At 63.2% G+C, this 18,657-nt stretch carries 15 protein-coding genes and 1 tRNA gene; 11 read left to right on the forward strand and 5 right to left on the reverse strand.

The annotated features are described in order from the left end of the window. Positions 1–263: 263 nt before the first annotated feature. Together KQI11_RS01410 and KQI11_RS01415 are read right to left on the reverse strand one after the other, a co-directional pair. Positions 264–416, reverse strand: a complete 153-nt coding sequence (locus KQI11_RS01410; RefSeq protein WP_154668936.1) for a hypothetical protein — start codon at positions 414–416, stop codon at positions 264–266. A 78-nt stretch (positions 417–494) separates the two neighbouring features. Then, positions 495–1,121, reverse strand: a complete 627-nt coding sequence (locus KQI11_RS01415) for a hypothetical protein (protein ID WP_216400815.1) — start codon at positions 1,119–1,121, stop codon at positions 495–497. Between the two features lie 323 nt (positions 1,122–1,444). Between KQI11_RS01415 and KQI11_RS01420 the strand changes: the two genes are divergently transcribed. Beyond that, the gene (locus tag KQI11_RS01420; RefSeq protein WP_216400816.1) at positions 1,445–1,873 is read left to right on the forward strand and encodes an RNHCP domain-containing protein; all 429 of its coding nucleotides are present in this window, start codon (positions 1,445–1,447) and stop codon (positions 1,871–1,873) included. 57 nt (positions 1,874–1,930) lie between these two features. On the opposite strand, the gene KQI11_RS01425 is transcribed toward KQI11_RS01420, so the two are convergent. Continuing rightward, positions 1,931–3,310 carry a TrkH family potassium uptake protein gene (locus tag KQI11_RS01425; RefSeq protein WP_216400817.1) on the reverse strand — a complete coding sequence of 460 codons (1,380 nt, stop codon included), beginning with the start codon at positions 3,308–3,310 and terminating at the stop codon, positions 1,931–1,933. 281 nt (positions 3,311–3,591) lie between these two features. Here KQI11_RS01425 and KQI11_RS01430 point away from each other — a divergent pair. The 7 genes from KQI11_RS01430 (at position 3,592) to KQI11_RS01460 (ending at position 10,070) form a co-directional block, all read left to right on the forward strand. Beyond that, positions 3,592–3,668 (forward strand) — tRNA-Arg (locus tag KQI11_RS01430). A gap of 1,510 nt (positions 3,669–5,178) precedes the next feature. Continuing rightward, complete coding sequence (locus KQI11_RS01435; protein WP_286172452.1) at positions 5,179–5,466, forward strand: ArsR/SmtB family transcription factor; 288 nt, start codon at positions 5,179–5,181, stop codon at positions 5,464–5,466. A 32-nt stretch (positions 5,467–5,498) separates the two neighbouring features. Beyond that, on the forward strand, positions 5,499–6,461 hold the full coding sequence (locus KQI11_RS01440; protein WP_216400818.1) for a permease: 963 nt from the start codon (positions 5,499–5,501) through the stop codon (positions 6,459–6,461). Positions 6,462–6,472: 11 nt separating this feature from the next. Beyond that, on the forward strand, positions 6,473–6,826 hold the full coding sequence (locus KQI11_RS01445; protein ID WP_216400819.1) for a thioredoxin family protein: 354 nt from the start codon (positions 6,473–6,475) through the stop codon (positions 6,824–6,826). Between the two features lie 369 nt (positions 6,827–7,195). After that, entirely contained in the window at positions 7,196–7,987 is a 792-nt protein-coding gene (gene proB, locus KQI11_RS01450; protein ID WP_185915579.1) for a glutamate 5-kinase, read from the forward strand. Then, positions 7,984–9,234: a glutamate-5-semialdehyde dehydrogenase gene (locus KQI11_RS01455; protein ID WP_185915580.1), complete on the forward strand. Its 1,251-nt coding sequence runs from the start codon at positions 7,984–7,986 to the stop codon at positions 9,232–9,234. The genes proB and KQI11_RS01455 overlap by 4 nt, the downstream gene beginning before the upstream one ends. Positions 9,235–9,245: 11 nt before the next feature. Continuing rightward, complete coding sequence (locus tag KQI11_RS01460; protein WP_216400820.1) at positions 9,246–10,070, forward strand: hypothetical protein; 825 nt, start codon at positions 9,246–9,248, stop codon at positions 10,068–10,070. Positions 10,071–10,165: 95 nt separating this feature from the next. On the opposite strand, the gene KQI11_RS01465 is transcribed toward KQI11_RS01460, so the two are convergent. Both KQI11_RS01465 and metG read right to left on the reverse strand, forming a co-directional pair. After that, positions 10,166–10,939 (reverse strand): TatD family hydrolase, encoded by a 774-nt coding sequence (locus KQI11_RS01465; protein WP_216400821.1) that lies wholly within the window; start codon positions 10,937–10,939, stop codon positions 10,166–10,168. A 77-nt stretch (positions 10,940–11,016) separates the two neighbouring features. Beyond that, the gene (gene metG, locus KQI11_RS01470; protein ID WP_216400822.1) at positions 11,017–12,972 is read right to left on the reverse strand and encodes a methionine--tRNA ligase; all 1,956 of its coding nucleotides are present in this window, start codon (positions 12,970–12,972) and stop codon (positions 11,017–11,019) included. A gap of 208 nt (positions 12,973–13,180) precedes the next feature. On the opposite strand from metG, the gene KQI11_RS01475 reads away from it, so the two are divergent. The 3 genes from KQI11_RS01475 (at position 13,181) to KQI11_RS01485 (ending at position 18,512) form a co-directional block, all read left to right on the forward strand. Further along, positions 13,181–14,110: a nucleoside hydrolase gene (locus tag KQI11_RS01475; protein ID WP_216400823.1), complete on the forward strand. Its 930-nt coding sequence runs from the start codon at positions 13,181–13,183 to the stop codon at positions 14,108–14,110. 118 nt (positions 14,111–14,228) lie between these two features. Next, the gene (locus KQI11_RS01480; RefSeq protein ID WP_207721259.1) at positions 14,229–14,645 is read left to right on the forward strand and encodes an NUDIX domain-containing protein; all 417 of its coding nucleotides are present in this window, start codon (positions 14,229–14,231) and stop codon (positions 14,643–14,645) included. Positions 14,646–15,125: 480 nt separating this feature from the next. Then, entirely contained in the window at positions 15,126–18,512 is a 3,387-nt protein-coding gene (locus tag KQI11_RS01485) for a YDG domain-containing protein (protein WP_216400824.1), read from the forward strand. Positions 18,513–18,657 lie beyond the last annotated feature (145 nt).

The following is an 18,657-nucleotide window of genomic DNA, read 5'->3' on the forward strand; positions in this document are numbered from 1 at the left end:
CAGGGCGGAGACAGAGCGGGCGGCAAGTACCATAAAAATCCCTCCTCTACGGCGCTGGCCCAAACATGGGCAAAGTCTTCTGTTCACCCCTATCATACCCGGGCCGGGGGCGGCCGACAAGGGGGGGAGGGCAATCGTTAGAGGGGCGCAAAACAAACTTCATCACTTCGTCATTTTCGGAGAAAAAACAGCCGGTTTCCGGCAGACAGAAAAGCCCCCGCTCTCTCGCGAGCGGGGGCCGGTTGCCTGTTTGCAGAGGGCGCTCAGACGGTTTCGGGCTCGTCCTCCCCGTCCAGGTCCAGTTTGACGTAGTGGCGGTACAGGTCGCGGTAGCTGTCGTTTTCCCGGTCGTTGATCAGGCCGATGGCGACAGCCGCCAGGGCGATGACGATGAGCAGTTTCAGCAGGCCTTTCACAGGTATGTCCTCCCTTTTGGCCCGGGGCGGCAGAGCGCCCGGGGCGGTTGAGTCGCGCCGTTTGGTCCAGTATACACCCTAGAGGCGCAAAAATTCAATGTCGCAGAAGCCATCGGTGCGGTAGACCGAGGTGCTTTCCCGCTCCTCCACCGGGGAGACGGCGCCGAAATGGGCCATCTTGGGGTTTTGGCAGCAGATGTACAGGTTCCCCTTCATCACCGTGGTCTCGTCCAGCTGGTGGGCGCCGTAGAGCCGCTCGAAGAGCCGCTCGGAGAGGAGGAAGGTACACCCCCAGTAGACCCCGATCTCGTTGTAGCCGCCCTGGGTGAGGGGGGTGAAGTCGGCGCAGATCTCCCGGGTCAGGTCGTCGACGATCTCGGCCCCGTCGCAGAGGGTGGCGAGAAACCCGCCGTAGATGTCGCAGGTGACGTTGATGTAGTAGCGGCTGGCCTGGGGGAAGGGGTCGAGGGAGAAGGAGGCGCAGCAGTTTTGGAAGATGTCCCCCTCGTCCCGCTGGATGGGGATCAGGTCGGGATTTTCAAAGACGGCGTGGTTGACGTAGAGGCCGGCCCCTGCAACCGCGGCCAGGCGGGTGTGCATAAAGGGCTTGAAAGAGCCCTTTTCTTGGGGAAAGTCGGTGGGATAAACGGCGGGCAGCATGTCGAAAGCCGGCATGGAGTCCTGCAAAACGGCGGTGATCTTCACAGGGCAAAGTCCCCCTTTGAACGATTTTGGAGCGGCGGGGCGCCTTCCCCGCGCCGCAAATACCCTTACAGTATAGCACAATTCCCGCCGAAAAGGGGGAGAATGCCGCGGCGGATACAAAAAAGCCGGTTGTCTTTTGGGACCCCAGCGTGGTATGATGGGGGCGGACAGAGGGCTTTGCCCCCCGCCCCATCACAAAAAAGAGGAGAGCTGTTTTTTGAAGCGTTCCAACCAGTCGGAGATTGCGCCAAACCGGGAGGTTTGCGCAAACTGATCTCCGCAACCCTCCCGACAGAGCGACCCCGCTTTTAGGAGGAGTTTCCATGAATCGCGAAAACAAGAGAAGACAAAAAGACCCAGGGTATTACCGGACCCACCACTGCGAAGAGGTCTTTACCTGCAAGGTGTGCGGCCGCCAAGTGGTGCCCGAGGGGGCCGGCAGCGGACACCGCAACCACTGTCCCAACTGCCTGCACAGCCTGCACGTCGACGACCGGCCCGGCGACCGGGCCGCCTGCTGCGGCGGGATCATGGAGCCGGTGGGCGTCTGGGTGCGGAAGGGCGGCGAGTGGGCGGTCATCCACCGCTGCCGGCGCTGCGGACATCTCTCGTCCAACCGGGTGGCGGCCGACGACAACCCCATGAAGCTGATGTCCATCGCCCTCAAGCCCTTGGCACTACCCTCCTTCCCCCTCGAGCGGGTGGAGGAGCTCACCGCCCTGATGGGCGGCGAGGGCAGCTTGAAAGAGTAGGAACTGCAAAAAAAGCGGCGAGCATGCGCTCGCCGCTTTTTGGCGTCTCTTGGCAAATCAGCCCACCAGGACCTTGCCCTCGGGCATGACCTGGTTTTTTTTGCGCCCGCCCCGGCCGGAGGCCAGGGAGATGGCGAGGGAGGCGGGGCCGACTCGGCCGATGAACATGGTGAGCATGGTGATGATGTGGGTGAGGGCGTTCCCCTCGCCGGTGAGCCCGTCGGAGAGGCCCACGGTGCCAAAGGCCGAGCAGGCCTCGAAGATGGCGTTGATGGGGGTGTTGAACTCGCTGCGGGGGATGGAGTAGAACATCACCGAGGAGGTGATGAAGACCACCACCAGGGCCAGCGCGGAGATGGTGAGGGCTTTGTAGACGGTCTTGTGGTCGATGCGCCGCTTGAGGATGACGGTGTTCTCCCGCCCGGAGGAGAAGCTGAGGATGGTCATGACGATGACGGCGAAGGTGGTGACCTTGATGCCGCCGCCGGTGGAGGCGGGGCCCGCGCCGATAAACATCAGGATGCTGGCGACCAGTTTGGTAAAGCCCGACATGGCGTTGAGGTCGATGGAGTTAAAGCCCGCCGTCCGGCAGGAGATGGACTGAAAGAGCCCGGCCCCCAGCTTTTCGGGGACGGAGAGGGGGCCCATGGTGGAGGGGTTGTTCCATTCCAGCACGCAGAAGAGGAGGGTCCCCAGCAGGATGAGGAGGGCGGTGATGAAGAGGACGATCTTGGTGTGCAGCCGCAGTTTTTTGGTGTGCCGGAGACCGTAGAGGTCGGCCCAGACCAAAAAGCCCAGGCCGCCGATGACGATCAGGGCGCTGATGGTGCCGATGACGATGGGGTCGCCGGTGTAGTGGATCAGGCTGCTGTAAGCCCCCTCGTGGCCCAAAATGTCAAAGCCCGCGTTGCAGAAGGCCGACACCGCCAGGAAGAAGGCGGTCCACAGCCCCTGCAAAAAGCCGTAGCGGGGGATAAAGCTGAGGCAGAGCAGCAGGGTGCCGCAGCCCTCGATGAGCAGCGAGGCCTTGACCACCATCCGCACCAGGTGGGGCAGCCCGCTGACCGAGGAGGCGCTGATGGACTCCTGCGCCAGGGACATGTTCTTGAAGCGCATCTTCTTGCCCACCGCCACGCTGAAAAAGGTGACGAAGGTGATGAGCCCCAGCCCGCCGATCTGGATCAGGCAGAGGATGACCAGCTGCCCGAAAAAGCTGAAGTGCAGGTAGGTGTCCACCACGATCAGCCCGGTGACGCAGGTGGCCGAGGTGGCGGTGAACAGGGCGTCCAAGAAGGGGGTGAACTCCCCGCTGCGCGAGGAGAGGGGCAGACAGAGAAGCAGCCCCCCCACGGTGATGACCAGCAGGAAGCTGGCGACGATGATCTGGGTGGGGGAGAGCGGTTTCTTGACCTTTTTTTCTACCGTTTGTTCCGACATGACAGCAATCTCTCTTCTCTTTCAAATTTTTGCCTATCGAACCACTGAAACGGCGCCCGGGGCGGGGGCGAAATGGGCTGCCCCCGCCGGAGCGAACTGCCTATCAGTATAGCAAATCCCCATTTTCTTTACAACAAGTTTAGGCTTCTTTTTCCTCTCTTAACGCTTTCTTAATACCCCCCTTCGGGGCGGGGCGGGCATTGCTTTTGAAAGGGGAGTCTGCTATAATAATGGACAGCCGACCGACTCGCAGCGCGGGCCGGAGAGGCCCCTTTGCATCTGCGCTTGTAACTCAGCTGGATAGAGTGCATCCCTCCTAAGGATGAAGCCGGGGGTTCGAATCCCTTCAAGCGCGCCAGCGGCAAGTTGCCGCACCCAAGTCGCACACCTCACTTTGTGGGGTGTGTTTTCTTTTGCGCCTGTGCTGAAACGGGTATCGGGTATCTATTTCGTCAACGCTTCCCACGCCTGCGGTGAGCAAGACGCGCGCCGCTGGTTTTTTCTATTGTTTTTCGATAGTGCCCGCGTCTTTAATGGGCACCTATTTTGTTAGCACTTCTCAGCGGCGGGCTGCCGCGCCCAAGTCGCACACTCACTTAGGGGGGCTTTTGCGCCCGCGCCGAGGGGGCCCTCATTTTGTCAAAGCTTTTCCCTTTTACGGCTAGAAGGTGGAGATGAAAACAGGGCGACGTTTCACAGAGCGGGAAAATGTGCTGGAAGCACGTCTTTTAGCCTGTGGGTAGGATCCCAACGCTTCCGCCAGCAGCAAGTTGCTGCACCTAAGTCATATCGTATATCTCACCCTGTGGTGTGTGTTTTCTCTTGTACCCGCGCCGGGGCGGGCCTCTTTTTGTCAACACCTCCTGCAGCGCCGCGGACCTTCTGCCGTTTGTGGCGACTTTTCTCTTAAAAAAGTTGTCGGCGTGCGCCGTCGCTCCTCCTTCCCGAAAAGAGCCGCGCTTGCCACGGCCGTTCGCAAGCGCGCCCACAACGCCTCTGCGGCGCTGCTGACCTTGTGCGGACTTTCTTTTCTGTGGCAACCTGCGGCTATCCTGCTCGCCAAGGGTTTCCGCTGCCAGGACAAAGTCCGCTTTGTTCCGACTTGCTTTTTGTCTTCGGCGGGAACCAAGCCATACGCCTGCTTCTTTTCTCTCGCATGGAGGACATGCTCGCATTGTCCGCTCGGCCGCAAACGCCCTCGGGACGGCCTTGGTGCACCGCCGACCTTTTGCGGGTCAGCGCTGCGGCAACCTGCGGGAGTCCTGTTCGCCAGCGTTTCCCGGGCGGGCTGGGCCTGTCCCCCAATTGCGCGCCTCGCTTGGCGGGTGCGCTCTGTTTTTTGCGCCGATGTCTTTGTTGGGGACCTTTTTATGGTGCAAATCCGCGCCGGCAGTGGGCGAAGCAGTTTGTGCCCGCCCTTTTTGTGGTTTTGCCGCCGAGGTTTGGAGTGGGCGGCTGTTTGGCGGGTGTTTCCCAGCGGCAGGTAGCCGCGCCCCACTTGGCGGGCTCTCCCCCCTTTATGCTTGCGCAGGGGCAGCTGCCTTTTTGGCAGCACGGGTCGGCGCTGTGAACCGCGCACCTCTTGCCGCTTTTTTTGCGAGCGACGCCACGTCCACTTTGCTGCGGCGCCTCTCCCGCAAGGGGGGATCGCCCCATCCTTGTGGCCTTTGACTCGCTGCCGCCCTTTGCAAGTTGGGATTTTTTGATATTCCGGCCCCTGTTTCCAGATGGCCTGTCCCCAGTGTCCGCAGCGAAACTGGGGACGGGCTTGCCGGGGCCCCCACTCGGCTCCAAAACACATTGACAAATGTCTATGGGTGTGGTAACATATAGACAGAAATCTATGTGAGGTGAATGCAGTGCAGGAGATGGACGTGGCCTTGATCTGCAAGGCGCTTGGCGACGCCAACAGATTAAAGATTGTCAAGATGCTGTCGGACGGGGAGAAGTGCGGCTGCAAGCTGCTGGAGGCCTTTGAAATCACCCAGCCGACGCTCTCCCACCACATGAAAATTTTGTGCGAGTGCGGTTTGGTGGAGACGCGCCGGGAGGGCCGGTGGTCGCACTACTCCCTAAGCGGCGAGACGCTGTCCGCATTCCAGGCCTTTATTGGGGGCCTCAACGGCACGAGGGGCGGTGACTGCGGGTGTCGGTAGTTTGGACTTTTTTTCAGGAGCAGCTTCTCGGCATGAAGTGGCTGAATGCACTGATCGGCGCGGGGCTCTCTGCCCTGGGGGTGGACACCGCCGGGCGGGTTGGCGGCAGCGTGCAGTTCTTTCTCTACGACGTCGCAAAAATCGCGGTGCTGCTCTGCCTTTTGATTTTTCTCATCAGCTATATTCAGAGCTACTTCCCGCCGGAGCGCAGCAAGAAAATCCTGGGGCGATTTCGCGGGATAGGGGCGAATGTCGTCGCCGCGCTGCTGGGGACGGTCACCCCCTTCTGCTCCTGTTCCTCCATCCCACTGTTTATCGGGTTCACCAGCGCCGGGCTCCCCCTCGGCGTGACCTTTTCTTTTTTGATTTCGTCCCCGATGGTCGATCTCGGGAGTCTCCTCTTGCTCTCCAGCATTTTCGGCTGGAAAATCGCCCTCGCCTATGTGGCGGTCGGCCTGGTGATTGCCGTTGTGGGCGGCACATTGATCGAAAAATGGCAGATGGAGAGGTATGTGGAGTCCTTTATCAAAACTGCGGGCGCGGTCGACATTGAAGCCCCCTCGCTGACGCAGGGAGAGCGGCTGATTTACGCAAGGGACCAGATGCTCGCCACCTTTAAAAAGGTGTTCCCCTACATCCTCGTAGGGGTGGGGATCGGCGCCGTCATCCACAACTGGATCCCCGAGCACTGGGTCGAGGCCGTTTTGGGGAGCGGCAACCCCTTGGGCGTGGTCCTTGCGGCGATTATCGGCGTGCCGATGTACGCGGACATCTTCGGGACGATCCCCGTGGCGGAAGCACTGCTCTCCAAGGGGGCGCAGCTGGGCACCGTTCTCAGCTTTATGATGGCGGTGACGACGCTGTCCCTCCCCTCGCTGATCATGTTGCGAAAAGCGGTGAAGCCCAAATTGCTGGCGCTCTTCATCGGCATCTGCACAGGGGGGATCATCGCGGTCGGCTACCTGTTCAACATCTTTCAGTATCTATTTATTTAGGAGGGATCACCGTGCATTTGTTTGGAAGAAAGAAGAAGGAGAGCGGTTGTTGTGGGGGTGGCTGCAACGGCCGGGCCGCGCGGCCGGCGCAGGGCGGAAAGACCGCCGGTGCGGGCGTAAAAATCCTCGGCTCGGGCTGCGCCAAGTGCAACCAGTTGGAGGCGAACGCGCTGGAGGCGCTAAAGGCCCTCGGCATGGACACGGCGATCGACCACGTCACCGACTTTGCGCAGATCGCGGCGTACGGCGTGATGACGACCCCCGCCCTTGTGGTGGATGGAAAGGTGGTCTCTTTTGGCAAGGTGCTGAAAACCGAAGAGGTGATTGCCCTTTTGAAAGAGGCGAGGGGAGGGCCCACCCGGTAGGGAGCGCTGTCGCCCACCGGCCCAAACGGCCCGGCCTGCCCCGGCGGAGGATTTTGCACCTGGCGGCGCCCTGCCGCAAAGGGGGCATGTTCCCTCCCCCAAAGGGGAAATCACGCACTGCCTTTAAAAGCCCTGGGGCCAGTCTGCCCTGGGGCTTTTTTCGTGGACTGCGCGCCCGCAGCCGCCCCTAAAAAACGGCCTTGCGCCGCCCCACCCTGGCCGGTGGCGCTTTGCTTTTTGGCAGGGGGTATGCTATAATGATGGCAATTTATTGGCGGGGCCCGCCGCCCCAGCGCCCGCTTGCCGGGAAAGGCGGGGGGCGGGTCCGCCCCATTCCAACACCGCTCTTTTTTAAAAGGAGGAGTTTTCGTGCAGCGCATTCCCGACCGCGTGGTCATCAAGGTGGGGACTTCCACCCTTACATACAGCACCGGCCACCTGAACATCCGCCGCATCGAGGCCCTGGTAGAGGCCATTTCCGACATCAAAAATTCGGGCAAACAGGTGATCTTGGTCTCCTCCGGCGCCATCGGCGTGGGGATGAGCAAGCTGCAGATGCGCGACCGGCCCACCGACATCCCCTCCAAGCAGGCGGCGGCCGCGGTGGGGCAGTGCGAGCTGATGTACATGTACGACAAGCGCTTTTCCGTCTACAACCACGTGGTCTCCCAGGTGCTTTTGACCCGGGACATCATCGACCAGGACGAGCGCCGGCACAACGCCCGCAACACCCTGAACCGGCTGTTGGAGCTGGACGTCATCCCCATCATCAACGAAAACGACACCATCTCCACCGACGAGATCAAGTTCGGCGACAACGATGCCCTCTCGGCCATGGTGGGGGAGCTGGTGGGCGCCGACAAGCTGATCATCATGTCCGACATCGACGGGCTGTTTGACAAGGACCCCCGCCAGGACCCCACCGCCCAAATCATCCGCCGGGTCGAGAAAATCGACGAGCGGGTGCGGGCCATGGCCGGCGGGGCCGGCAGCCGCCGGGGCACCGGCGGCATGATCACCAAGATCCACGCCGCCGAGATCTTCACCGCCACCGGCGGCGACATGGTCATCATCAACGGCGGCGACCCCCGGCTCCTCTACGACGTCTTTGACGGCAAGCCGGTGGGCACCACCTTTGTGGGACAGGAGGGAGAGAAATGACCGATTTGACAGCCCTCGGCGGCCGCGCCAAGGCGGCTGCCCGCGAGTTGGCCCTGCTGGACAGCGGGGAGAAAAACCGGCTGCTGGCCGCCGTGGCCCAGCAGGTGCGCGACGACTGCGCTGCCATCTTACAGGCAAACGGGGAAGACGTGGCCGCCGCCCGGGAGGCGGGGATCAGCGAATCCCTCATCGACCGGCTGCTCCTCAACGAGCAGCGGGTACTGGCCATGGCCGACGCGGCCGAGCAGGTCGCGGCGCTGCCCGACCCGGTGGGCCGGGTGCTGGGGGGCCAGCGGCTGCCCAGCGGACTGGAGATGACCAAGGTCTCCACCCCCCTGGGGGTCTGCGGCATCATCTACGAGGCCCGCCCCAATGTCACCCTGGACGCGGCGGCCCTCTGCCTCAAGTCCTCCAACGCGGTCATCCTCAAGGGCGGCAAAGAGGCCCTTCGCTCCAACCGGGCCGTCGTCGCCTCGGTGCGGGCGGCTCTGGCCGTCGCGGGGCAAAACCCCGACTTCGTCCAGCTCATCGAGGACAGCGCCCGCGAGACCACCAGCGCCTTTATGAAGCTAAACGGCTACCTGGACGTGCTGATCCCCCGCGGCGGGGCGGGGCTGATCCGGGCGGTGGTGGAGAACGCCACCGTCCCGGTCATCGAGACCGGCACCGGCAACTGCCACATCTACGTGGAGGGCACGGCCGACCTGGAGATGGCCGCCGACATTGCCTACAACGCCAAGGTCTCCCGCCCCTCGGTCTGCAATGCGGCCGAGACCTTTTTGGTGGACCGGTCGGTGGCCGCCCAGTGGCTGCCCATGATCGCCGGGCGGATGGACGCCTCCCCCCGGGTGGAGATCCGCGGCTGCCCCGAGACCTGCGCCATCCTGGGCGAGCGGGCCGTTCCCGCCGTCGAGAGCGACTGGGAGCGCGAGTTTTTGGACTACGTCGTCGCAATCAAGGTGGTGGACGGCTTTGAAGAGGCTGTCGCCCACATTCAGCGATACACCACCGGCCACAGCGAGTGCATCGTCACCCGGGACTACGAGAAGAGCCGGGCCTTCTGCCGCCGGATCGACGCGGCGGCGGTCTACGTCAACGCCTCGACCCGCTTTACCGACGGCGGGGAGTTCGGCATGGGGGCGGAGATCGGCATCTCCACCCAGAAGCTGCACGCCCGTGGGCCCATGGGGCTGGAACAACTGACCACCCACAAGTACATCCTGCAGGGTGACGGCCAAATTCGATAGGAGCTGATCTTTTGTCTGCACGCAAACACAAGCTTTCCAAGAAGGGAAAAGCCCGCCTGGCGGGGTACACCATCCTCGGCCTGGCGGTCTTGGGGGTTGCCTTTTTGGTGTTTTTGGGCACCAAAGGGGTGCAGTTCCTCTTAGACGACAGCGACAAGCGGCTGGAGTACCAGAAGTTCATCGAGCCGGTGGTCATGCTCGACCCGGTCCCCTTTGACTCCCCCGACCAAGCAAACCCCGACTTTTTGCTGCAGTCGGCGGTCTGGGCGGTGCTGAAAAACGAGGACACCAGCCGCTACGCCACCGACCAGACCGGCGCTGTGCTGCTGCCGGCGGCCGACGTCGACCTCTACGGCGCCAAGCTCTACGGCAGCGACATCAAGCTGGAGCACAAGAGCTTTGGCGACGACACCATGAAATTTCAGTACGACACCGCCACCCAGTGCTACCGGCTGCCCGCCACCGGCCTGATGGGCTACTACACCCCCCTGGTCTCCAAGATGGAGAAGCGGGGGAAGATCATCCGCCTGACGGTGGGCTATGTGGCCGCGGGCAGCGCCTGGACCGGCGACGCCGATGGAAACATCTACCAGCCCGAGGTCGACAAGACCATGATCTACACCCTCGCCAAGACCAGCGACGGCAGCTATGTCATCCACTCCATCGCCGAGGCGGCCGAGGATGAGACGGTCAAGAATGAGCAGAAGAAGGGGAGCAGCAGCGCCTCTTCCAGCGCCCCCGCCGCGGGGGATGGCACCACCCCCGCCCCCGGCACCGAGAACAGTCCCCAGGAGGACACCACCAGCGGGGAGGCGGCAGCCCCTGCCGCTGCCTGACAGAAGAATAGAAGAGCAGGGCCCCGATCCGGCGGGCCCTGCTCTTTTTGACAATCAAATATTACAAATTGTATTAAAGTATAGAACGTATACTTTTAATCGGGGATGGCGAAGAGGCGGCGGGCGTTTTCGTTGGTGACCCGCAGGATCTCCTCCACCTCCACCCCCTTGATTTCAGCCAGCCGGGCGGCGGTGTGGGGGATCATCCGGGAGTCGCAGCGCTTGCCCCGCAGGGGCACCGGGGCCATGTAGGGGCAGTCGGTCTCGACGAGGAGCCGCTCCAGGGGCACCTGGGCCGCCGCCTCCACCGGCTTTTTGGCGTTTTTGAAGGTCACCGAGCCGGTGAAGCCGATGTGGTAGCCCAGCTTCAGGTACTCCCGGGCGGTCTCGGCCGAGCCGGAGAAGCAGTGGACCACCCCGCGGCAGCGGTGGCGGCGGACGATTTCCAGGGTGTCGGCCGACGCCTCCCGGCTGTGGATGATCACTGGCAGGTCCAGCGCCTCGGCCAGGGCCATCTGCTCGTCAAAGACGGCCTTCTGCACCTCCCGGGGGGAGAAGTCGTAGTGGTAGTCCAGCCCGATCTCCCCGATGGCCACTGCCTTTTCGTTTCCCCGGGCGGCGCGATCCAGGTAGCGCAGGTAGTCGCTCCCAGCCACTTCCTGCGCGGCGTGGGGGTGCACCCCCACGCTGCAGTAGAAAAAGGGCCAGCGGCGGGTCAGGGCGAGGGAGCTCTCGCAGGAGGGCAGGTCGCAGGCGGCGTTGAGGACCAGCTCCACCCCGCTGCCGGGCAGGGAGGCAATGAGCTCCTCCCGGTCGGGGGCAAAGCGCTCGTCGTCGTAGTGGGCGTGTGAGTCAAAAATCGGTTGCACAGTCGATCCTCCAGACAGTTGTTGCAAGAGAAGGGGGCGGGCCTGTTCGCCCGCCCCCTTCCCGGGTGTGTTCGTTGCTAGCAGACGCTGCTGCCGGGGGCGATGTTGTCGCCCAGCAGGAGCACCTGGATCGAGTCGCCCTTCTCCGCCGAGAGGATCATCCCCTCGCTGATCTCGCCCCGCAGCTTGACCGGTTTGAGGTTGGCAACCACCAGCACCGTCTTGCCGACGAGCTCTTCGGGCCGGTACCATTTGGCGATCCCAGAGACCACCTGGCGGCCCTTGCCGCCGTCGTCCAGCTGGAATTTCAGCAGCTTGTCGCTCCCCTTCACCGGCTGGCAGTCCAGCACCTTGCAGGGCAGCAGCTGCACCTTGCCAAAGTCGTCGATGGTGATGACGCCGGGGACCTTCTCCCCTTTTTCCGCGGCGGGCTCCTCCGCCGGGGCGGCGGCCTGTTTGGCCTTCTGCTCGGCCTCGAGGGCGGCCAGTTCCTTTTTGGCGTCGATGCGGGGGAAGAGGGTCTCGCCCTTGTGCACCTGCACCTCGGCGGGCAGGGCCCCAAAGACGCCGGCCTTGTCGTAGCTGGTCTCGGCCTCGCCCGCGCCGATCTGGGCGAAGATCTTCTCCACCGTCTGGGGCATGAAGGGGGTCAGCAGCTGGGCGCAGATGCGGATGCACTCCAGGAGGTTGTACATGACGGTGGCCAGCCGGTCCCGGTTGGCCTCGTCCTTGCAGAGCACCCAGGGGGCGGTCTCGTCGATGTACTTGTTGGTGCGGCTGACCACCCTGAAGACCTCGATCAGGGCCGACTGGAAGGCGTACTGCTCCATCTGCTCCTCATAGGCGGCCTTCAGGCCGGTGGCCAGGGAGATGAGCTCGTCGTCCAGCGGGTCGGCCTGCCGCCCGGCGGGCAGCTTGCCGCCAAAGTACTTCTCGACCATGGCCACGGTGCGGCTGACCAGGTTGCCCAGGTCGTTGGCCAGGTCGGCGTTGATGCGGCTGATGAGCAGCTCGTTGGTGAAGTTGCCGTCCGAGCCGAAGGGGAATTCCCGCATCAGGAAGTAGCGCAGGGCGTCGACCCCGTAGCGGTTGCAGAGGATCTCCGGGTCCACCACATTGCCGAAGGACTTGCTCATCTTCCCGCCGTCGATGAGCAGCCAGCCGTGGCCGTACACCTTTTTGGGCAGGGGCAGGTCCAGCGCCATCAGCATGGCCGGCCAGATGATGGTGTGAAAGCGGGTGATCTCCTTGCCCACAAACTGCACGTCGGCGGGCCAGTACTTGTCAAAGTCGTGGTATCTGTCGTTGCCGTAGCCCAGGGCGGTGATGTAGTTGGAGAGGGCGTCGATCCAGACGTAGACCACGTGTTTGGGGTCGAAGTCCACCGGGACGCCCCAGCTGAAGGTGGTGCGGGAGACACAGGTGTCCTCCAGCCCGGGCTTTATAAAGTTGTTGACCATCTCGTTGAGGCGGGACTCGGGGGAGATGAAGTCGGGGTGTTCCTCATAGTATTTCACCAGCCGGTCGGCGTACTTGGACAGCTTGAAGAAGTAGGCCTCCTCCTCGGCGTCCACCACCTCCCGACCGCAGTCGGGGCACTTGCCGTCCACCAGCTGGCTCTCGGTCCAGAAGGACTCGCAGGGGGTGCAGTACTTGCCCTTGTAGACCGACTTGTAGATGTCGCCCTGCTCGTAGAGCTTGCGGAAGATCTTCTGCACCGACTCCACGTGGTAGTCGTCGGTGGTGCGGATGAAGCGGTCGTTGGAGATGTTCATCAGCTTCCACAGGTCCTGGATCCCGGCGACGATCTCGTCCACATACTGCTGGGGGGTGACCCCGGCGGCCTTGGCCTTCTGCTCGATTTTCAGGCCGTGCTCGTCGGTGCCGGTCAAAAACATCACATCAAACCCCTGCATTCGCTTGTACCGCGCCATGACGTCGGTGGCGACGGTGCAGTAGCTGTGTCCGATATGCAGTTTGTCGGACGGGTAGTAGATGGGCGTTGTAATATAAAATGTGTTCTTCTGACTCATTTTATATCCTCCTTTAGATGTGTAATGGATTTGATGTGTGTCTAATTTGTTATTATAGCAGAATTTGGGCGGGCAAGAAAGGTGTATCGGGCAGAAAAAGCGCGGCAATTTGCAAATGGGGGCAGATTTGCCCGCCTTTTGGACGGGCCGATTGCAGGATCTCCTCGGGGGTGATATGATGGGAAAAACGAGCGAGGAGGGAAATGCCGTGCGACACATCCTCATTGACACCGACACCGGCTCCGACGACGCGGTGGCCATCGTCATGGCCCTGCACTGCCCGGGGGTCCGGGTCGAGGCGATCACCGCCGTGGCGGGCAACGTCCCGCTGGAACAGGCCGGGCGCAACGCCCGCATCGCCGTGGAGTGGGCGGGCCCGGCCCGGCCGCCGGTCTACCTGGGCTGCGGCGGGCCGATGCTGCGGGAGCTGACCTATGCCTACGAGACCCACGGCCGGGACGGGATGGGGGACATCGGCATCCCCGACCCGCAGATGCCCCTGGCCGCCGGCCACGGGGCCGACGTCATCATCGAGCTGGCCCGGCGCTTTGCCGGGGAATTGGAGATCGTGGCCCTGGGGCCGCTGACCAACCTGGCCCTGGCCCTGCTGCGGGAGCCGCGGGTGGCCGGCTGGGTCAAACAGCTGACGGTGATGGGCTCGGCCGGCTTTGGCCCGGGCAACGTCACCCCCACGGCCGAGTTCAACATCTGGGCCGACCCCGAGGCCTGTGCCGTGGTGCTGCGCGCGGGCATCCCCCAGCTCTACGCCGGGTGGGACCTCTGCTGCGGCGAGGCCGTCCTCACCGAGGGGGAGATCGAGGGGGTGCTGGCGGAGGGCAGCCCCTGCGCCCAGCTGTGCATCCGCTGCAACCGCTGCCTGATGGAGCTCAACACCCGCCGCTTCGGCTCCCCCTGTTTGGACATGGCCGACCCGGTGGCCATGGCGGTGGCCCTCTGGCCGGAGCTCGTCAAGGAGAGTCTGCCCTGTTTTTCCTATGTCAACACCGGCGAGGGGCTGGACAGGGGCCAGCTGGTATTCGACTGGACCGGCGCCGCCGAGCGCCCCGCCAACGCCGCCGTGGTGCGCGCCATCCACATCCCCGCCATGAAGCGGCGGCTGTTGGAGGCCATCGCGTGAGAGAAAACGGGCGGGGGCTTGACCCGCTGGCCGCCGGGCTTCGCCCCTGCGATCGCTGCGAACAAGTTGGGACCGGCGGATGGATGCCGCGACAAACGGATAGAAGGAGGAAATGGCTGTGGAATGGGAGATCCGCACTGCGCTGAAGGGGATCGTGCGCCGGGGGGAGAGGATACTCGTCCTCCGCCGCTCGGACAGCGACGAGATCGGGCCGGGGACCTGGGAGTTCCCCGGCGGCAAGATCCGCTTTGGGGAGGAGCTGGAGGAGGCCCTCCTGCGGGAGATCGAAGAGGAGAGCGGCCTGGCCGTTGAGCCGGGGGAACTGCTCTACGCCACCACCTTCCACCCGGCCCCCCACCGGCAGATCGTGCTGCTCAGCTATGCCTGTTACTGGACGGGGGGCGAGGTGGCCCTGTCGGAGGAGCACCAGGAGGCCCGCTGGGCCACCCGGGAGGAGCTGGGGGAGCTGCTGCCCACCTCCATCCTGGCCGATTTGGAGCGCTGGGACGTCTGGGACCGGCTGGGACTGGCCTGAATTTCAGAGAGGGGCGGAGACGCAAAGAGGGGCGGGCTTCATCTTGCGTGCCACGTGTCCCGTTTGAACGGCTTTTCGGGAGGGGAGGCTGCGCCCGGCGCGGCCCCCTGCGGTGAAAAGGGCGGGGAGAGCAGGGGAAACGGCCCTCCCCCGCCCTTTTTTTGTGCAGGCCGTAGATGGGGAGAGGATGCCCCAATTCCGCGGCAGGGATGGGCAAAAGAAGGAAAAATAGCGCAAAAGCGGTAAAAGATTGGCTCAATTGAGATATATTTGTTGCAATTCTTTACAAAGCGCGTTATACTATTAACAAATTAAGGCGTGCTTTTTCGTTCATTTCAATTTTTTGAATTTGTGCACAAAAAAAGCAGGTCTGTCCTAGACAGACCTGCTAAAAAACCGTGCTCTTTTCTCGATTTCATCCGCGAATGAAAAGCTACACCTTTCAAACTGGAAAAATTGAATTGAGGAGTTGAATTTGCCATGAAGATGCAAAAGCGGTTGCTCTGCATCGCGCTGGCTCTGGTTTTGGCGGTGGGCAACCTGCCGGTTGTCCTGGCGGAGGGCGAGCCTTCGGTCACCTCCACCATCGGCATCGAGCCGGGCTACGCAAACGAGATACAGCAGGGCGAGAGCGGGTACCAAAACGGTTACCACACCTACACCTTCCCCGAGTTGGAGGTGACCCAGCCGGGCAACCAGCCCATCAAGAGCGTGGTGGTGCAGTTCTCGCGGGCCATCCAGTCCGGGGATGCCATCCAGGCGGCAAACCCGGCCGCGGCGGGCATCACCTCGGTGAGCGCCGGGGGCTGGGTGACCAACTGCGTCCTCACCAGCGCCAGCGGGCTGACCGCCCAGCAGTGGCAGGATTACCTGCGCCAAAACCTGCAGGTGCGCCTGACCAACACCTCGGCCGTGGTGCGCAGCCTTCGCTTCTCGGTGAGTGTGGAGCAGCTCAACAGCGTCTACCACTACAACGAGGACAACGGCCACTACTACCTGGCCGTGCCCACCGCCGTCAACTGGCCCACCGCCTATCAGCTGGCCTCCCAGCAGAGCTATTTGGGGCGGCAGGGGTACCTGGTGACCGTCACCTCTCAAGCCGAGCACGACTTTGTCTACTCCCTGATCGGCACCAACTGTTGGACCGGCGCCACCTGTCTGGACGACTACACCGGCCACCCGGGCAGCTACGGGTCTGCCAAGGCGGACTACTACTGGGTCACCGGGCCGGAGGCCGGGCAGTTGATGTGGTCGGGTGCGTATAAGCAGACAAACTCCAACAACCCGGAGAGCTCGAAGATGTACACCAACTGGTCCACCGGCGAGCCCAACAATTCAGGTGGCGAGCAGTGCATGCACTTTTACTCTAGCCAGCAGGGGAAATGGAACGACTTTTCCAAAGACACCAACTGCGCCTATGTGGTGGAGTTCGGCGGGCTGGAGGGGGACAGCGAGGGGATCACCGACACCTCCAGCACCACCGATATGGCCCTGGATATGACCGGCAAGACCCTGGGGGTCAACTGCTCCGACATCACCTACGGCGGCGCGGTCGTCCCCAGCACCAACGTCAACGGCAAGCCCTTTGAGGAAGAGGTAATCTATACCTATTATAAAAAGCAGCCGGACGGCAGCTTTGCCAAGATCGAGGGGGCACCCAGCGACGCCGGCACCTACAAGGTGGAGGTGACCAAGCCGGACGACGCCACCTACACCGGCTCCAGCAAGACCTTCACCATCTACCCCAAGGTGATCACCGCCGCTGATTTGGGCATCTCCCCCACCGTCAAGCCCTATGACGGCACCAACCAGTTTTTGGGGTCGGTGAGCATCTCCTCCGCCGTGGCGGGGGACGAGCTGTCCGTCCAGTTTGACAGCAGTTCGGGCTACAACTCGCCCGAGGTGGCGGACGCCGACACCATCACCCTCACCGGCCTGACCCTGGCCGGGGCGGACGCGGGCAACTACACCTTGGAGCCCGACCGCCTGGAGGTGGCCGGCTCCATCACCCCGCGGGAGGTGTGGGTGGGCCCCACTGCCGACCCGAGCGAGAAAAAGGTGGGGGAGGCCATCCCCCGCTACGGGGTGCAGTGGCTGCAAAAGCCGAGTGCCCGCGCCGCCGCGGCAGACCCCTTTGCCCGCCCGGTGAGCGATCTGGGCACCCCCTCCTTTACCTGCCAGAACAGCGCCGGGGTGGAGTTGAGCGAGACCAGCCCGGCCGGCACCTACTACCTCTGCGTGGTGGGATTCACCGACGGGAACGACGTCTGGCAAAACCCCAACTACCGGGTGCACCTGGTCAACCCGGCCACCGTGGTGGTCACCCAGGACGGGGGCGAGTACCAAATCACCGGCGAGCGCAAAAATAACAGCGGCTGGTTCACCGGCCCGGTGACCGCCGCCCCCACCGCCGAGAGCGACTACCGGCAGATCGCCGACTTGCTGGCGGGGAGCCCCGCCATTTGGGGGAGCGAGCAGATCATCACGGGAGACGGCCTTCACCAGCTGCAGTTGCAGCTGAAAAAAGAGGATACCGGCGCGGTGACCGACCCGGCCGACGAGGTGGTGAAGATCGACGCCACCGCCCCTGTATTGGATGAAGACCGGGACATTTCGACCGCCTACCGGGACGGAAAGAGCCACCCGGTCCTGCCCCCCATGGACGGGTTTGAGCGGGTGTACAACACCCCCATCGACCTGCTGGTACACGCCGCCGACGCCACCAGCGGGCTGGCCTCCATCCAGTACGCGCTGCACGCCACCGCCGACCCGGCGGAGATCTACACCCCCGCCGCCCAGGAGTGGCGCAGCGACCTGACCCCCGACGGCAGTGGAAAGATCGCCATCCCCTTTACCAGCGACTTTCGGGGGATCGTCTACCTGAAGGCGGTGGACGTGGCCGGCAACGAGACGGTCGTGGCCTGCCCGCTGCTCGTCGACCTGACCCCGCCGGCAGTTTCTGGCGCGCAGAACGGCGGCATCTACTACGTGAAAAAAGACCTGCAGGTGAGCGATTTCAACTTGCAGCAGGTGATCGTCATCCAGGACGGGGTGATCGTCCACCAGGCGACGGCCGGCCAGGGACAGGAGCGGGTCGACCTGACCCTGCCCAGCGGCGAGGAGCCGGCGGACTACACCGTTTTGGCCTATGACAAGGCCGGACACGTGACCGAGTACAAGGTGTCCACCCGTCCCATCGGCGAGATCCCCGCCCCCATCGAGGACGTGACCGTCGACACCGTCACCGGCGACGACCGGGAGGAGATCGAGTCAGTCAAGGAGAAGGCCGAAGAGGTGAAAAACGACCCCGACGCCAGCGAGGAGCAGAAGAAGGAGCTGCAGGAGATCATCGACAACTGCGACGAGCTGCTGGACAAGCTGGACGAGGTGAAGGAGAAGATCGAAGAGGTCAAGAAGCCGGACGGGGGCAGTGAGCCCCTGGACCCCGGTGCGGTGGACAAGGAGAACAAGGACGACGCCCAGCAGGTGGTGGACAAGATCGAGGACCTGCTGGACGAAGAGGACAGCCACCTGACCGAGGAGGAGCGAAAGGAACTGGAGGACCTGGTCGACCAACTGGAAGACGCCATCGGTGAAGTGGAGGAGGTGGAGCAGCTGGAGGAAGATGTTCGCCAGCTGCCGGAGGATCTGCGCGACGCCACTTCAGAGGAGCAGAAGGACATTTTGGACCGGTACAGCCAGCTCAGCGAGCACCAAAAAGAGATGATGGACCCGGCCCTGCGGGAGAGGATCGAGGCCCTGGTGGTGTACACCGGCGACGCCTCTTCCCCCCTGGGCTGGGGGCTGTTGGCAGCCCTGGGCGGCCTGGTGATGGCGGTCGCGGGCAAGCGCCGCCGCGAGGCGTAGGCGAAGGGATCTGAATAGCGCTTTTTGCAGATAAAGAGAGAGGGGGCCCGGCCAATTTGGCCGGGCCCCCTCTCTCTGCCTTTGCCGCGGGTGCCAAGGGGAAGGGGGCGGACCGCTCTCTGGCCCCCTGGGGGTGTTTGGGCCG

Origin of the sequence: Acetanaerobacterium sp. MSJ-12, assembly GCF_018917875.1 — a bacterium.
Taxonomy (GTDB): domain Bacteria; phylum Bacillota; class Clostridia; order Oscillospirales; family Ruminococcaceae; genus Bittarella; species Bittarella massiliensis.

Bases quoted from the DNA above. Each gene is read 5' to 3' on its own strand.
- KQI11_RS01420 (WP_216400816.1), top strand. From the start codon at position 1,445: ATGAATCGCGAAAACAAGAGAAGACAAAAAGACCCAGGGTATTACCGG.
- KQI11_RS01425 (WP_216400817.1), bottom strand. From the start codon at position 3,310: ATGTCGGAACAAACGGTAGAAAAAAAGGTCAAGAAACCGCTCTCCCCC.
- KQI11_RS01435 (WP_286172452.1), top strand. From the start codon at position 5,179: ATGGACGTGGCCTTGATCTGCAAGGCGCTTGGCGACGCCAACAGATTA.
- KQI11_RS01440 (WP_216400818.1), top strand. From the start codon at position 5,499: ATGAAGTGGCTGAATGCACTGATCGGCGCGGGGCTCTCTGCCCTGGGG.
- KQI11_RS01455 (WP_185915580.1), top strand. From the start codon at position 7,984: ATGACCGATTTGACAGCCCTCGGCGGCCGCGCCAAGGCGGCTGCCCGC.
- metG (WP_216400822.1), bottom strand. From the start codon at position 12,972: ATGAGTCAGAAGAACACATTTTATATTACAACGCCCATCTACTACCCG.
- KQI11_RS01485 (WP_216400824.1), top strand. From the start codon at position 15,126: ATGAAGATGCAAAAGCGGTTGCTCTGCATCGCGCTGGCTCTGGTTTTG.